At 34.1% G+C, this 15,721-nt stretch carries 14 protein-coding genes and 2 tRNA genes; 5 read left to right on the top strand and 11 right to left on the bottom strand.

The annotated features are described in order from the left end of the window. Positions 1-31: 31 nt before the first annotated feature. The 5 genes from dltD to CD118_RS05090 are packed head-to-tail and all read right to left on the bottom strand — an operon-like array spanning position 32 to position 4,262. On the bottom strand, positions 32-1,180 hold the full coding sequence (gene dltD / locus CD118_RS05110; RefSeq protein ID WP_060830145.1) for a D-alanyl-lipoteichoic acid biosynthesis protein DltD: 1,149 nt from the start codon (positions 1,178-1,180) through the stop codon (positions 32-34). After that, on the bottom strand, positions 1,177-1,413 hold the full coding sequence (gene dltC, locus CD118_RS05105) for a D-alanine--poly(phosphoribitol) ligase subunit DltC (protein ID WP_050331426.1): 237 nt from the start codon (positions 1,411-1,413) through the stop codon (positions 1,177-1,179). The genes dltD and dltC overlap by 4 nt, the downstream gene beginning before the upstream one ends. A 33-nt stretch (positions 1,414-1,446) precedes the next feature. Beyond that, entirely contained in the window at positions 1,447-2,664 is a 1,218-nt protein-coding gene (gene dltB, locus CD118_RS05100; RefSeq protein WP_050331425.1) for a D-alanyl-lipoteichoic acid biosynthesis protein DltB, read from the bottom strand. Beyond that, positions 2,661-4,115, bottom strand: coding sequence for a D-alanine--poly(phosphoribitol) ligase subunit DltA (dltA, locus tag CD118_RS05095; protein ID WP_060830144.1), 1,455 nt, complete (start codon positions 4,113-4,115; stop codon positions 2,661-2,663). Before dltA ends, dltB begins: the two co-directional genes overlap by 4 nt. Positions 4,116-4,133: 18 nt before the next feature. After that, positions 4,134-4,262 (bottom strand): teichoic acid D-Ala incorporation-associated protein DltX, encoded by a 129-nt coding sequence (locus tag CD118_RS05090; RefSeq protein ID WP_081635134.1) that lies wholly within the window; start codon positions 4,260-4,262, stop codon positions 4,134-4,136. Between the two features lie 354 nt (positions 4,263-4,616). Between CD118_RS05090 and CD118_RS05085 the strand changes: the two genes are divergently transcribed. Further along, positions 4,617-6,122, top strand: coding sequence for a bifunctional metallophosphatase/5'-nucleotidase (locus CD118_RS05085; RefSeq protein ID WP_060830143.1), 1,506 nt, complete (start codon positions 4,617-4,619; stop codon positions 6,120-6,122). A gap of 135 nt (positions 6,123-6,257) precedes the next feature. Here CD118_RS05085 and CD118_RS05080 read toward each other — a convergent pair whose 3' ends face one another. The 3 genes from CD118_RS05080 to CD118_RS05070 form a co-directional block, all read right to left on the bottom strand. Beyond that, positions 6,258-9,359: an SdrD B-like domain-containing protein gene (locus CD118_RS05080; protein WP_103356357.1), complete on the bottom strand. Its 3,102-nt coding sequence runs from the start codon at positions 9,357-9,359 to the stop codon at positions 6,258-6,260. 413 nt (positions 9,360-9,772) lie between these two features. Next, positions 9,773-10,375, bottom strand: coding sequence for a CPBP family glutamic-type intramembrane protease (locus tag CD118_RS05075; RefSeq protein WP_050331421.1), 603 nt, complete (start codon positions 10,373-10,375; stop codon positions 9,773-9,775). Between the two features lie 6 nt (positions 10,376-10,381). Next, positions 10,382-10,567, bottom strand: a complete 186-nt coding sequence (locus CD118_RS05070; protein WP_016424687.1) for a YkvS family protein — start codon at positions 10,565-10,567, stop codon at positions 10,382-10,384. 189 nt (positions 10,568-10,756) lie between these two features. Here CD118_RS05070 and lplA point away from each other — a divergent pair, with 189 nt between their 5' ends. Then, on the top strand, positions 10,757-11,749 hold the full coding sequence (lplA, locus tag CD118_RS05065; protein WP_060830141.1) for a lipoate--protein ligase: 993 nt from the start codon (positions 10,757-10,759) through the stop codon (positions 11,747-11,749). A 70-nt stretch (positions 11,750-11,819) separates the two neighbouring features. Here the strand turns inward: lplA and CD118_RS05060 are convergent, their stop codons facing one another. Beyond that, positions 11,820-12,038 (bottom strand): IDEAL domain-containing protein, encoded by a 219-nt coding sequence (locus CD118_RS05060; RefSeq protein WP_060830140.1) that lies wholly within the window; start codon positions 12,036-12,038, stop codon positions 11,820-11,822. A 238-nt stretch (positions 12,039-12,276) separates the two neighbouring features. Between CD118_RS05060 and CD118_RS05055 the strand changes: the two genes are divergently transcribed. The 3 genes from CD118_RS05055 (at position 12,277) to CD118_RS05045 (ending at position 13,383) form a co-directional block, all read left to right on the top strand. Next, positions 12,277-12,903, top strand: a complete 627-nt coding sequence (locus CD118_RS05055) for a competence protein ComK (protein ID WP_050331419.1) — start codon at positions 12,277-12,279, stop codon at positions 12,901-12,903. 315 nt (positions 12,904-13,218) lie between these two features. After that, positions 13,219-13,293, top strand: a tRNA-Asn gene (locus CD118_RS05050). 1 nt (position 13,294) lies between these two features. Further along, a tRNA-Ser gene (locus tag CD118_RS05045) sits at positions 13,295-13,383 on the top strand. A 62-nt stretch (positions 13,384-13,445) separates the two neighbouring features. On the opposite strand, the gene CD118_RS05040 is transcribed toward CD118_RS05045, so the two are convergent. Continuing rightward, entirely contained in the window at positions 13,446-14,492 is a 1,047-nt protein-coding gene (locus tag CD118_RS05040) for a tyrosine-type recombinase/integrase (protein ID WP_060830139.1), read from the bottom strand. A 311-nt stretch (positions 14,493-14,803) separates the two neighbouring features. After that, entirely contained in the window at positions 14,804-15,685 is an 882-nt protein-coding gene (locus CD118_RS05030) for a hypothetical protein (protein WP_060830137.1), read from the bottom strand. Between the last annotated feature and the right edge of the window lie 36 nt (positions 15,686-15,721).

Genomic DNA, 15,721 nt, shown 5'->3' with positions numbered 1-15,721 from the left:
TTTTATGTTTCATACTTTTAAGGAAGTATGATTAATTTTTAGAATGAATATGTTCGTCAATGTGACGTGTCACATCAACCCAACCACGCCAACCAACGTGAACGGCATCACTCATATAGTAAGGTTCATAATCTTTATCTGATAAATCTACGACATGGCCATGATGAGCCTCAATTGTTTTTACTATTTTTTGAGTAACCGGCAATCTTCTTTCTTTTGGAAGATTGATATGGTCATACCACTTACCATTAACAGGTAAGAGTACGTATTGCACGTCTGCACCTGAGTGGTTTAACGTATCTACGAGTAAAGCGAGGTCGTCATATTCAACTGAATTTGTATGGAATTCATGTTGACGGCTTACAGATTTTTTCTTCTGTAATTTTTTCCAATATTTATCTTTAATGTGATATGGATTTGTTTGACTTTGACTTTTTCCATATTCTAAAGCGTTTTCGTCTAATTTATTCCAGTTTAATGGTTGTTTCTTGTGTTCTTCTAACAGTTGTGGAAGTTTATTCGTGTGATGAATCGGTAAATAAGCACGTATCGCTTCCATTTTTTCCAGATGGTTCTCATATAAAGGATTTAAGAAATGACCATCTGAATGATGTTGAGTAGCCATATTTTTTAAAAACTCATTATCTTTATTATCTTTAAAGTGCAATAAGCGTTTTGCAAAACGCACTTTGATATCATTTGGAATATGTGGATTTTCAAAAATACTGTTGATTTGTAACTTAGAAGAACGCCCTTGATAGTTTAACTCAGTTAATCCATGTTTAGTAAACCATTGAGGTGAAACAATCACTGTCATTTTTTTGTCTTTCAAATGATCATATTGAGCGCCCAATGTCATCACTTGAATCAGGTCCGTCGAACCGCCGATACCCATATAAAATAAATCTTTTGTATGTCCTTTAAGTAATAATGCTGGTTGAAAAGGATCATCTTTTGTAAGTTCACTTGAACCATATACAGGGTAATAATGTGAGTCTTTAAGCATGTCAGTTTGTAAATATTCACCTTTTAACATGTTACTGTCATTAGCAACTTGATATTTAGGTAATTGGCTTGAGAGGTGAGGTGGAACAAACCATTTTGCTGGTAACAATATAAAGACAACAAATAATACGATACTTGTTAAAAATGCAATGAAGTAATGTTGCTTTGATTTCATCGTAATTTTGCCAATTCGTTAATGATTTGATTTGGCGTTGCCCAATCCTCTCTATTAAAGTCCATAATTGATACTTCGATATCAAGTTCCTCTTGAAAAGCAACTAATAATTGAACTGACTGTAAAGAATCCATAATACCCTCTTCGAAAAGTTGAATGTCAGGGTTTGTTTTTACAACATCGTCTTCTGCAACTTCCGCAATAATATCTAAAACTTTTTCATTAAAATCCATAAATATCGCTCCTTGTAAATTAAGTTTTAATCATTAAATTAATTGGCCTGAGAAAATTAAAAAGCCGAATGCAACAAAGTGGAATGTGATCACAATGCTTAATACATTGATGACAGGGTGATTCCATTTGCCAAAACGTTTCTTACGCCATTTTTCATAGTAGTTATAAAGGAAAAATAGCAATGCGTGATAGAGGCCATACGCGACATAAAACCATTCAAATCCATGCCAAAGCCCCATAATACCAAAGTTAAGTAAAAATGCGATATTAGAAACATGGAACGTTGATTTAATGTATTTTTTCTTTGCCATAAAGAACACAAAACGCATGTAAATACAGTCACGGAACCAGAATGATAAAGTCATATGCCATCTATTCCAAAAGTCTTTGATGTTTTTAGCACGGAAAGGTTGATTAAAGTTCATCGGTGTTTCGATGCCATAGATATAACTTAATGCAATCGCAAATAAACTGTATCCAGCAAAATCAAAGAATAGATAGAAACTGTAAGTATACATATAGAACCAGTAATCCCCAAATGTTTCTAGATGTCCTGTGTAAGGTGTAACCCCATAGTTTTGTATAACATGGGCAATGATATATTTATAAAGAAAACCAAGCATAATAAAATGAATGGCTTTGCCTAGTAGTTGACGATAACGCTCTTTTGTAAGTTCTTTATCATCATCTTTCTTAAAGCGACGATAGCGATCAATTGGACCTGAAGAAATCGTAGGGAAGAATGAAATAAACTGAATCAGCTTTATGACGTCTACTTTTTCTTTGAGTGTATGGTCATGAATTTCCATAATCAATTGAACACTTTTGAATGTGATATAAGAAATACCAAGGAATGCAAATAATTCAACAAGTTTTGAACTATGCATATGCAATTGTCCTTTACCAAGCCATGAACTTTGTAAAAGTTTAACCATAAATAATGGTGCAATCGATAAAACTAAAGCTAAGACATAGTAAGATGTTGAGCGATTTTGTGAAGTCATCCGCTCATAAACTTTAATAATCAAAGTTTGCCATAAAATATACGCAATGAAACTTATTAGTGGATAACTTATATAGCTAATTCCAAATAAGTTATGTTTTTTGTCAGCAAATATAATGACAATCATGATTGCTGTACTGATAAAATTGTATACTTTAGACCTTTTTCCGAATAACCCTAATATAATAACAGGGAGTAAAACAATGAGTGCAATCACAAAGAAATGAAAACTAGTGTATGGCGTCATGATTGATATACCTCATTAATTCGTTTGCGGTCTAATTTACCATTGTTTGTCAATGGCATTTCATCAGCAATCTCGATTTTTTTAGGAATCATATAGTCAGGTAATTCTTTTTTTAGACGCGTCTTGATTTCATGGCTAATGTCTTCAAAATGAGCGCCTTCAGCATTCAATTTTACAACCCCTGTAAGATAAACAATCTTACCTCTTTTATAAATAGGGACTACCATTGAAGCACTGATAAATGGTAAAAGGTTCATTCTTGATTCGATTTCTTCAAGTTCCATACGATAGCCGTTATATTTGATTTGGTTATCGATACGACCTTTAATAAACCACATCTCATCCTGATGTACAGCGCGATCACCTGAATAGTAAGCGCGTTGTGCATCTTCTTTAAAGAATGCTTTTTCCGTCTTTTCAGGATCTTTCAAATAACCTGCACTTACCGAGTTTCCTTTGATGATTAATTCGCCTTCATCAGTTACACTTAACGTGGTACCTGGTCTTGGTACACCAACAGGTACAGTGTCATATTGTTCTAATAAAGATTGTGTGACTCTCACACTCGTGATGGCAACAGTGGCTTCTGTAGGACCATATGTGTTGTATAAATAAGAATCTGGAAACTTATTTAACAATGTTTTAGCTGTACGATGTGCCAAAACTTCACCACAAAATAAAAACGTTCGAAGCCCTTCCATGCCATTAGCATCAAATTGAGGAAGCATCAAACAGATTTCCATAAATGATGGTGTGGAGACCCAAACATTAATTCGTTCACTTTGGAACAATTCATATAAAGATTTAGGTGCAGCAATCATTTCTTTATCAATGAGTAACAGTGTGCCTCCTGAAAGTAAACAAGGATAGATGGCCATTACTGATAAATCAAATGAAAACGGTGCTTGGTTGACCCAAACATCTTTAGTTCCATATTGATTAAGTGAATCCACCCAGTTTGCAAATTCAACGAGACTATCGTAGTAAATTTCGACACCTTTTGGCATCCCTGTTGATCCAGATGTAAAGATGGTGTAGGCAATTGCATCACCTTTAATCGATGTGAAGGGTACCTCTTCTGTGAATGATTGAATATCTTGAATAAAATATTCAGTTGATACGTGTTGACCTATTGTTGCGTCAGTTGTATTAATAATATATTGCGGTACAACTTTCTCTAAAATATGAGAAATACGATTTGCAGGGATGGATTGATCAATTGGGACATAACCACATCCTGCTTTAAGTGCAGCAATCATACCCACAATCATAAATGGTGACATATGACCATATACAACAACTGGTGCGCTGCTATTTGAGAGTTGTGCCGCTAAGCGGTTCGAGTATGTTTCTAATTCTAAATAACTTAATGATTCACCACGATGTTGAACGGCGATATCATTAGGCTGTGTCTGACTGTACTGTGCAATCATTTTTAAAACATCTTTCATGTTTTAGCTCCTTTAATATTAAAAATCATTATAAATAAATGTGTTATGCGCATCGCCATTGCCATATATAAAGTACAAAGTCAACATAATAGCAAAATAAAGTAACGTTAAGGCGACGAATCTAACAGATGAGCGATTGAAATTCATAAACAATATTCACCTTTCGTGTAATGATTCATGACGTTTTGATAATGTAATTTAATCCGATAAAGTTAATTTAAGTTAATATTTTCTGAAAGTCAATTCATTTCTTGTAAAAAAGGATAAAAATACAAGAAAATAGGTCTGAAGATGTATGAGAATTTGTTAAAAAAATAAAAATATTTTTATAGTAAAATGAATAACTGAAAATAGATATATAATTAATAAGGTGCAGTTTAATCAAGGGCTATTGAATTTGATTGTGTTTATTAATGAAAGAGGATTTTTTTTATTCAATCGTTAAAGGGTTAAAAAATATGGTAAAATACGAATTGAATAATAATGATTGGGGTGAAAGCAATGAGTCAGCATGATGAAATGAATATCCAGATTATTGCGACGTCTGATATGCATAGTCATATTTTAAATGAAAGTGAGCGTTCAAATATTTATCGGGCAGGTACATATATTAATGAAGTAAGACGTCAATATGACCATGTCGTCTTATTGGATAATGGTGGTAATTTAGCTGGAAGTATCACTGCGTTTTATTATGCCGTCATTGCACCATATAAACGCCATCCGATGATTAAACTTATGAATGCAATGGCATATGATGCAAGCGGGATAAGTTCGAATGAGTTTAAATATGGTTTGGACTTTTTAAACCGCTCTATAGCACTTGCACGCTTTTCTTGGTTATCAGCTAATATTGAATACTCAAGAACAAGAGAACCTTATTTTTCAACGCCTTATATGGTGAAAAATATTAATGGTTTAAAAATTGCGGTTGTGGGTTTAACTTCAGAAGGGCTAATGAAAAATGAAAATATAGAAATGGAATCAGATGTTACAGTAGAGAAAGCAACTGTAGCTGCTAAAAGATGGATTCGTTATATTTACGAAACGGTAGAACCTGAATTTTTGATTGTATTGTATCATGGAGGATTATCTAAGTTAAGTCATGATTCGAAATCACAAGGTGAGAATCAAGCAGAAATGATTATGAAACAAGTGGGAATCATTGATTTAATGATAACAGGGCATCAACATGAGACAGTAATTGAAAATGACGGTGAAACGCTATTTGTTCAAGCGGGACAAAATGCTGAGAATTTAGTGCATGTAAATGTTAAATTTCGTAAAAGACGGAATTCATTTGAACTGCTCGAAATGGAGCCTGAAATTGTCTCTTTAAACGAATATGAAGAGGATCAGTCACTGTTAGATTTAACACATTATGACCGAAAAGCGGTGAGAAGTTGGAAAAATGAATCCATTCATCATCACGATATAGATATGTGTTTTTCACATCTTCATGAGCTCCTTGTTCAACCACATCCATACATCCAATTATTACATGAAAGTCTCGTTCAAGAATTGGAAGCAAACATGACATGCGTCAATTTGCCTTTACCTAATGCGACGGGTTTAAAAGGTGTCTTGAAAAATGAAGACATATACAATATGTACCCACATCCTGATAAGCCAATGGATATGACACTGAAAGGGAGCGTTATTAAACAGCTCATTGAAGAAAGCGTAGCCCACCTTGAATGGGATGACAACTATTTAACTGTTGGTGACATGGATCCGACGCACTTTTTATTTTGGTCAGGTTTTGATTTCACAATTGATATCAATCAGCCGCCATATCATCGCGTGACACAGTTCGGTTTACGTGAAGATTATAGTTATCGCATTGTCATGACAGATTATATTTATCGTCACTATAAGGAAATTTTACAAGATGTGACATTACATCAAACTTATCCAGTAACGATGCCAGAGCTAATTGCGAAAATTCTTAAACAACAGTTAGAAATTAAAAGACCTAAGTCGAATATGTCCATTACCGGTTTATAATAAAAACCCCGTAAGACTAAGCGAAAGTGCTTAGAACTTATGGGGTTTCTTTAGGATAAAGTTGATGTTTTGTAATGAAATGAAGTAGGGGTTTCATTTACAAAATATCGTTACCATATCAGAAAAACGTGAAGATTATTTATCTTGACGGTGACGACGTTTACGTAATAAGAATAAACTACCTAATCCAGCTAATAAAGTACCAAACAGCATACCTTGATTTGAAGAAGTTTGACCGGATTTCGGTAATGCTTTAGATTTTTGCTGTTCATTCATCCCTTCATGATTTGAAGCATTTGATTGAGTCATATGCTGTGCAGGAGATAGAGTCGTTTCATGTTGTCCTGGCATTCCTGGTTCATTTGGCATATTTGGTGATGGCTGATTTGGATTACCAGGTTGGTTCGGTTCATTCGGTAATGGTTGGTCCGGATTACCTGGATCATTCGGTTCGTTCGGTAATGGTTGGTCCGGATTACCTGGGTCATTTGGTTGATTCGGTGATGGCTGATCCGGATTGTCTGGTTGATTCGGTGATGGTTGGTCCGGATTACCTGGATCATTTGGTTCGTTCGGTGATGGTTGATCAGGATTGCCCTGTTGATCAGGTTCATCTGGTGATGGTTGATCAGGATTGCCCGGTTGACCAGGCTCATCTGGTGACGGCTGATCAGGATTGCCCGGTTGACCAGGCTCATCTGGTGACGGCTGATCAGGATTGCCCGGTTGATCAGGCTCATCTGGTGACGGCTGGTCCGGATTACCTGGGTTGTCCGGCTCATCTGGAATTACTTTATAAAAGCCACTATCGATAGTCAGATCATTATCATCAACTAGAATCTTTGCTGTCGTACCGTTTGAGTCACTATTTAAAAAGCCTTGACCTGTAATTGTTGGTGTATAGCCATTAGGTGTTTCAAAGTCTATAGTATATTCACCTTCTGTAACATCTTTAAATAAATATTTACCATTCTCGTCAGTCACTTCTGTACCGATGATATTGCCATCTGCATCTTTAAGTGTAACGGTTACGTTGGCAATACCAGGTTCGTTATCATCTTGAATACCATCTTTGTTTGTGTCTTCCCAAACTTTATCACCCACATTATATTTAGGTTTTTCTGTTCTATAGAAACCTTGGTCAACTGTTAAATTGTTTCCATCACTAATTATTGCTAAAGCATCAGCTGGTCCATCAGAATCTAGAGCGTCATTGCCTACATTTGGCGTAGTTGGTGAGTAATTGTTAGGTGTTTCAAAATCGACTTTGTAAGTTCCGTTAGGTAGATTATCAAAAGAATATTTCCCATTTGCATTTGTCTCTGTCGTTTCAATAACTGTACCATTACTGTCTTTTAATGTGACTTTTACACCCGGGATGCCGAGTTCATCATTATCTTGAATCCCATTTTTGTTTGAATCTTCCCAAACTTTATCACCGAGTGAGTAGACAGCTTGTGAGCCATCAGCTGTACCACTTGAACTACTTTTTAAGATGTTATTATCCCAAGTTAAACGATCGTATTGGCGATATTGATTTTGAGTGTACATCGATGAGCGTAAGTTAAGATCAGCTTTAGAATCAGGTTTTTCCTTACTTGTCACTTTAATAATATAACGCGCACCATTTAAATCGCCAAAATTAATATAGGCTTTACCATTATCATAATAATAAACTTTGAATTGGTTCGTAACATCTTGATACTGACTATCTTCTACACCAAAACTATCATTTAGTTTGTCATTAGGACCGACTTTGAAAATTTGGATTTTAGAATTTTGAGGATCTAATTGACCATTACTTTTAGCTGGATCATCTTGATAAGATTGAAGAGCCACAACTGTTCCGTTAGCTTTGCGTTGCAACGGATTGATATAAATGTATTGTTCATAATCGCCTTTATCTGGATCTTCGAGCGTAATCATTGATTTAAGGTTAGAATCGCCAACGTAGTAATATTGACCATAATTTACAGTGATTTGTGTATCTAAACTTTCATCCGCAACTTTGTAGTTCAAAGGATAGACTTTTGAGTCTGTTGCAACTTTACGATCCATAAACTGTGTTAAATTAAACTGACCTGAGATGTTCGTTAAATTATTTACAGCATCAGTGAAGGTATAAGTCATACGATGATTTTGGACATCGTAATCACCTAAAGCTATCACTTGACCATCCGCATTTTTAATTTTCTCTTGATGCTTAGGATTAAAACGTGTATCTCCAAATACGTTGACTGTATTTGGCATTTCTACTGTGAAGTAGTCGCCACTTTTTACTTGACCATCAATGCTGAATTTACTTCTCAAATAATAGCTCCCTGAGTTGTTCGGTTCAATATAAGTTTCAGATGTAGAGATATCTGTAGCTTTGACTTTATCATTTACATTTGAACCACCTGCTGCGACAGGTTGCGCTTCATTTTTACTTACAGCACGTAATTTCGTTGTCCCTTTAACTTTTTTGAGTTCTGAAGATGTCGTAGGTGAAGTCGTCGCATATACACTTTCTGTAGATGCATTTTGACTGTTCGTGTCCGAAGATTCAACAGATTGGGGAGATGGTGTCGTATCCTTTTGAGGAGTACTAGAATTTGAAAGATTTTCTTCTGGTGCATTATTTTGATCTGTTGAATTTTGGTCTTTAGTTGTTTGAGTATTTGTAGGTTGTTCATTCACATTTTGAGTATCTGTTGTTTCTTTTTCAGTAGATGTTGAATCTGGGGATGCTTTAGATTGTGTTTGTTGCTGTTCAGTTGAAGGTTGTTTTTCAGTTGAGTTCGTAGGTTGATTGTTCTCTGTTGTGGCATTTGCAGAATTTGTTGTTGAAGATGAATTTGTAGGTTGCTCACTTTCTGTTGATGCTTTTTCTGGGCTTTGTTGTTCTGCTTGATTTGTGTTTGTCACAGATTCTTGATTTTCAGGAGACTGTACATTTTCATTCTGAGTATTTGCGTTATCTTTCGGTTGTGATGCAGACGCTTCTTTAGTTGCATTTTCATCAGCTGAGGGACTGTCGTTATTTGTTTCATGTTGGGTGCTAGATGCATCTTCGTTATCTGGTGACTGTAACTGGTTAACAGTCACAGGTTGTTGCGTATTTTCTGCCGCAAATGCTTCGTGATGAATACCAAAAAATGCAACGGTACCTATTAAGAATGAGGCGGTGCCTACAGAACATTTTCTAATCGAAAAACGAGAAAGTGTTCTAGCCTTAGTTGGGTAATGCTTGTTCATAAAACTATCATCTCCAAATTCAAATTTATTGATTAACAGATTAATTAATCGTGTAAAAATTCTATCACAACAGATTGTTAATTACAAAGAGTTAAATTAAAGGTTTTAATTAAACACATATATTTAAATAGAAATTTATGATATTAAAAAAATGACGTTAAACAACTGTAATGATATTTTTGATAATGAAAAAATATATATTTATTAGAATTAATAGATTTTAAAAATAGGTAGTTGACGAAATCGTCGTAGGTTGAGAATCAGTGCTATTTTTAATTTGTATACGTAAAGTTATAAGGATTTTTGATAGATTGAGGCATGATTCTCTATATTTTTGGGGGTGAAGGTAAAAGGGGAAGCGGGTATAAAAAAACAGCAAACGGCCTATAAATCGGCAACATTTGCTGTTGAAATTAACCATGAAAAATTAATAAAATTACAACCGCTACAATTTGGGCTACTGTCGTTGTGACAATACGGCGTGTATACGTATAACTTAAACTGAGGAATAACTGACAAATAAATATAAAGACGACAATCCACCATTGATCAAGGTAGATAAAAAATGAACTAGAAAGTAATGCGCTTATCAAAATTGCAGGCCAATCGCGATGTGTCAACTGCGTGACTGACTTTTGCAAAATTGAGCGAATATAAAGCTCGTGGCAAGGCATAACAAAAAGCAATGTGACGAGCATTTGCCATTTGAAGTAAACCCCTGTCCGCGATAACTGTCGAATTAATGACGTATAGGATAGGTCACTTGTAATCCAAGAAAAAATGACTTGGACAAGGACGAGGACCACACCTGTAATAAGTCCTGTAATAATTGACGTCGTTAAACGCTTAGATTCAAAATCACGTTGGTAAAAAACATAACTAATTCCAGCAATCAGCATGATGCCCGTATACAACTGCCAATAAACTTCATGTTCACCCCACATGATAAATAATATAATGTGAAAGGCAATAAAGCTGAGTATAAACCAAAGTAGCGACTTATTTATTTTTTTCATACGAATTTATCCTTTGTGTTCAATAATTTTATATCTTTTATGGTTAATAACGGTTTTTTCTGGTAAATCTAACTGATTAAAGTTCTCCATAATTGTTAAGTCAACAATAACAGAATTGTCGTTAATCTTTTCCACTTTTCCTTTTATACCATCATAGAATTCTACAATATCTCCTATTTCAGCGATTGTCATTATCGTAGCCCCCTTTAGAAATTAACTAGCATTTATTGTACTAAAATTTACATTTTAAATAAACAATTTACGTCATTTTTCCTAAAATAGTTACATTATGAGAAATTTTAAGGTGAATTATTGGAAAAAATAACTGGAATCATGCATAACTGAGATAAGGGCATATTTTGGGAAAGGAGCGTACGTATTATGAAATTTATTAGTAACAACAATCATACCGATCCAACTTTAAATTTAGCTATGGAAGAGTATGTGTTGAAAACAGTGCCGATGGACGAAGATGACAGCTATTTTTTATTTTATATCAATAGACCTTCTATTATTGTAGGGAAAAATCAAAATACAATAGAAGAAGTGCACCAACCTTATATTGACGCACATCACATTGATGTGGTAAGACGAATTTCAGGTGGTGGTGCGGTTTATCATGATTTTGGGAATTTAAACTTTAGTTTTATTACTAAAGATGATGGAGATAGCTTTCATAACTTTAAAAAATTTACTCAGCCTATCGTAGAAGTATTAAATGAATTAGGCGTGGCAGCAGAGCTAACAGGGCGTAATGATATTCAAGTTGGGCAAGCGAAAATATCGGGTAATGCAATGGTCAAAGTTAAGGACCGGATGTTTAGTCATGGTACCTTGATGTTAAACAGTGAATTGGATGAAGTTCAAAATGCATTGCGTGTTAATCCAGCTAAAATACAATCTAAAGGTGTTAAATCTGTTCGAAAACGTGTGGCGAATATTCAAGAGTTTTTAGATGAGCCATTAGATATTGAAACGTTCAAATCAATTATTTTGAAAAAGCTGTTTGGCGATGCCGAAGTAGAATCCTATCCATTAACTGAAGAAGATTGGAAAAATATTGAAAAACTAAGTAATGAAAAATATCGAACATGGGACTGGAATTATGGCAAAAATCCTAAATATAACTTTGAGCGAGAACATAAGTTTGACAAAGGGTTTGTTCAATTGAAGTTAGATGTGAAAAAAGGGCGCATTGCGCATGCCAAAATATTCGGTGATTTCTTTGGTGAGGGGGATGTCACAGATTTAGAAAATGCGCTCGAAGGTGTTTCTCATCATAAAGATGCGATTGAAGAGGCGCTAAAAGATTATGATATGTACCATTATTTTGGGGATATTCCACGAGACGCATTAATTGAGTTAATGGTATAAAAATAACAGGACTATTCATTAATAAATGATGGATAGTCCTGTTTAATTTGGAAGTGAATGTGTGATGGAATTACTCAACGTTAACTTCCTCCAACTTCAAATATTCTTGAGTGTACATGTTAAATGCCTGTTCATTTCTATCAATCAGTGCAGTGTCAATTAATTGTTGAAGCTCTCGCTTTCTTTGATTTTTTAAAGCTTCTTCAATGACAAGTTCAACACCAAGCTGGTTAATTGTGTGTACAGAATTTACAATAAAATGTCTTTTTACATCTGTTTGGTTTTCCATGATGTGTCACTCCTTTGTGTATTGTGTATGAATTAAGTTATTAAACAGTATAACGAATGAAGCTATAAAACGCAATAAGTTTTCTGAATTTTTAAAGTAATTAAGGCAGAATTTTAACATATTTGTGTAATTAAACATATTTAGTAACTAATTATCATTGACTTACATTAAGATAAACATATAATAAGTATTAGAAAGAGAGAACCTACACCTTTTGACGAATAGGAGGGGTTCTAATATGAACCATAAATTTAATTCAGCCTACGCCATTTGTAAAGGAGATATGTTTCTTAGACCTGTCGATGGACCTGACGGTATTCTCATGAGCACAGAGGTTTTCAGATATGATGGTGAACAGTTTGTTGTTCATGATCGCACACAGCGTATCATGGAAAGAAGTTGTAGGCATTATGGTGAAACCTATGCAGGAAGAAAAGGCCAAGCGAAGCGTATTGCAAGTATCTCCAATAAAACACCAATTTTACTCACTCCCATTTATCAAACTTATTTTTTCCCCACACATTCCGATAGAGTTCCCGAAAACTGCTGGATTAACATGCATTATGTAGTCAAATTAAAATCGATGAAAGGATCGCGCTGCAAAGTTACTTTTGCGAATGAACAATCCATTATTTTAAATGTTTCTCATCATAGCATTAAGCATCAATTTTTAAATTGTATTTATTTCGCTTATTTGATGGGAAGATCTAATCAAGTCCAAACGCATAATCCAGAGAAACCCATTGATTATAGCCAAGAGCGCTTTAATATTTTTGAAGCTTTGTCTCAATATGCATTATTAGAAAAAGCTAAAAAAGACATGAGCGAGAAGAAAAATAATGATAGTCATTTTTTAAATCTTTAGAAAACACCGCATAGTTTTTCGTTTAGGCTGCTTGAACCTGAATGACTGTAGCCGAGTAGCCTAAACTAATATTACATAGCAACATGTAGATTTTTAGCATTATCGCCATAAATAGGTTAAAATTAAACATTTTAACAGTGCTTGGTTAGAAGCGGAAAGTTAAGCCAAAGTGCGTTAGGGTGAGATTTTTTAAACAAAGTGTAAAGATTACAGAATATCTATCCGCATAGTGTAAATGTTCTATTAACTTTTTTACAAATTTCTCTTGATTTCTTCATTGATGTTGCTATAATTGTATTTGTGATTGAAAATTAATCCACAGTAGCTCAGTGGTAGAGCTATCGGCTGTTAACCGATCGGTCGTAGGTTCGAGTCCTACCTGTGGAGCCATGGAAACGTACTCAAGTTGGCTGAAGAGGCGCCCCTGCTAAGGGTGTAGGTCGCGAAAGCGGCGCGAGGGTTCGAATCCCTCCGTTTCCGTAAATTATACTTTAAAACCCTTGATTTAATAAGGTTTCCAAAGAGCAAGTGTCAAAAAAGTGTCAAGAAAATAATTCTCTGACACGTTGACCTTGCTCTTTTTTATGTTCGTCGAGCAGATGGGAATAAATATCAAGAGTAATAGATATTTTATAATGTCCTAAACGTTTGCTTATATATTCAATCGGTATCCCTTTTGAAAGTAAATAAGATGTGTGCGTGTGACGTAATGCATAAGGTGTTATAGTGTTATCTTTTAATCCAGTTTCTTTTTTAGCATGATTGAACGATTTAGACACAGCCGTATGACTTAATTTGAACAGCTTACCATCAACACGTTTCGGGAGGTTTGACAACTTAGATTTAATAAGTTTTATATCTTTTTGAGCAACTTCTACAAAGCGATCAGCATTGGCTGATTTAGTACCTCGTAAATGTATAATACCGTCTTTTTCATTCAAATCTATATCCACCATATTTATTGCGTCACTAAATCTTGCACCTGTAATTGCTAAAATAAAAAGAAAAATATAACTTTCTTCATTTCGTTTTTTAAAATATTCAATCAACTTTTCGTATTGTTTTATTGTCATAAATTTTGTAGCTTCTTCTTTTGATTTTTTCGTTCCTTTGACTTCCACATTATAGGTAGGGTCCTTTTTTAAATAACCATCATATAATGCATCACGCAAACAACGAGATAAACAGCCATGCACTTTTCGTACAGTTTCATCAGTATGACCCTCACCGTAATCATTTAAAAATTTCTGATACTCTGTTCGAATGATATTTTTTATTAACATACCTGCACCGAAATATTTTTCAAACAAAATAATAGAACGTTCATACCAATAATATTGGCGCTTAGATAAATTTTTCTTATTTTTTATCACAAGCCAATCATTGTAATACTCCTTAAATGTTTTATCCTCAATTGCATTCCCATCTTCTAAATCGCGTATTAATTGTTGTGCTGCATTGACTGCTTCAGCTTTCGTTTTAAAGCCTGACTTACGTTTTTTGCCTGACTTAAAAGAAGGGTGTTTGACGTCGTATTGCCAAGACGATGACGTTTTATTTTTACGTTTTGTTACTGTAAATGAAGCCATTTTGTAGTTCCTCCTCAAAAATAGTAAAAAATAATAAGGGTACAGGAGTACCCATGATATATAGTTTTTATTTATTAACTATCCAATAAACGATAATTATATGTTATAATTTGTGTAAAGTAGGTGATTTTAGTGAACTTTTCCCAAGATGAAATAGCAATTATATACGACGCGCTTTACCATTTGGAATGTACAACAGATGTGTATTCTAATCCCTATAATGAATTGTCTAAAGAGAAGTACATTAATGCGTTTATAAGCGCATTCGATAAAATTAGTGAATCTTCTATAAAAGAAAGAAAAGGTTTGCTTTATTTTGAATAGTGTTCGTCTATTAGAATTTTTATACAAGATAATATTATTTGGCAATCTGCCTTTGAAACTTCTCCTGGATTTGAATGTGAAACGGAATTTCTTAAGGAATAAGTAATATCAATCCTTTTATGCATTCTATAGTTTATCTTTCCTTCACTTAGTAATCGTTGACCTAAGTAGTTCATCATGGTATCGTTGGTGTCTTTACTTTTCAATTTAACGTTTTCTTTATCGCATATAGCCATTAGCAAAGTCTCTAATGCAACACTTAACGTAGCAGCGGCAGGCAAAAATAATTTACGTTTGTAACATTCGTTAGCTTGTTCCATTTGATATGAGAAATCACTATTGTATTTTTGGCTATCGAAGTTTAATATTAGTCCCTCGTAGTCTAAATGGGAATAGGGGCTAACCTTATCATGATTGTAATTATCTAGATGAGTTTTGTTTTCATCTGACCACTCTTCGTAGTCTCTGTCTGCTTCAAACTTTCCATTTAATGTTAAATCGTTATTATGGATCAAATGAATAGGTACAATTTTAAAAACTTTTTTAGACGACATTTCTTCATAACAGTGTTCGATGAAAAATTCGAATCTTTTACGTTTTTCACTATCCATCAAGAATCTTTTTATATTTTTATAATCCTCTTGTCTCACTTTTATTGTTTCTTCAGGGTAGTTATAGTTGTCAACTATAACTAAAAAATTTGGAGCATCAAAAACATCTTTATCGACTTCGAAAAAAATAAAAGTTAAGTATTTTTCAAATTTCATTAAAGGAAAAGCGTTTTGAATATCGTCGCCTAAAAAATCGTAGTGAAACGCTTGAGTTTTGTATCCGTTCATATAGCTATTTTTCATTGTCTTTATATCCATATTTTACACTCCTTAAAAATAGTTTCTACATATAGA

It is taken from the genome of Staphylococcus coagulans, from assembly GCF_002901995.1.
GTDB classification, from domain to species: Bacteria; Bacillota; Bacilli; order Staphylococcales; family Staphylococcaceae; genus Staphylococcus; species Staphylococcus coagulans.
Note: the sequence above shows the minus strand (reverse complement) of the source record. Positions and strands in the feature narration are given on the sequence as shown.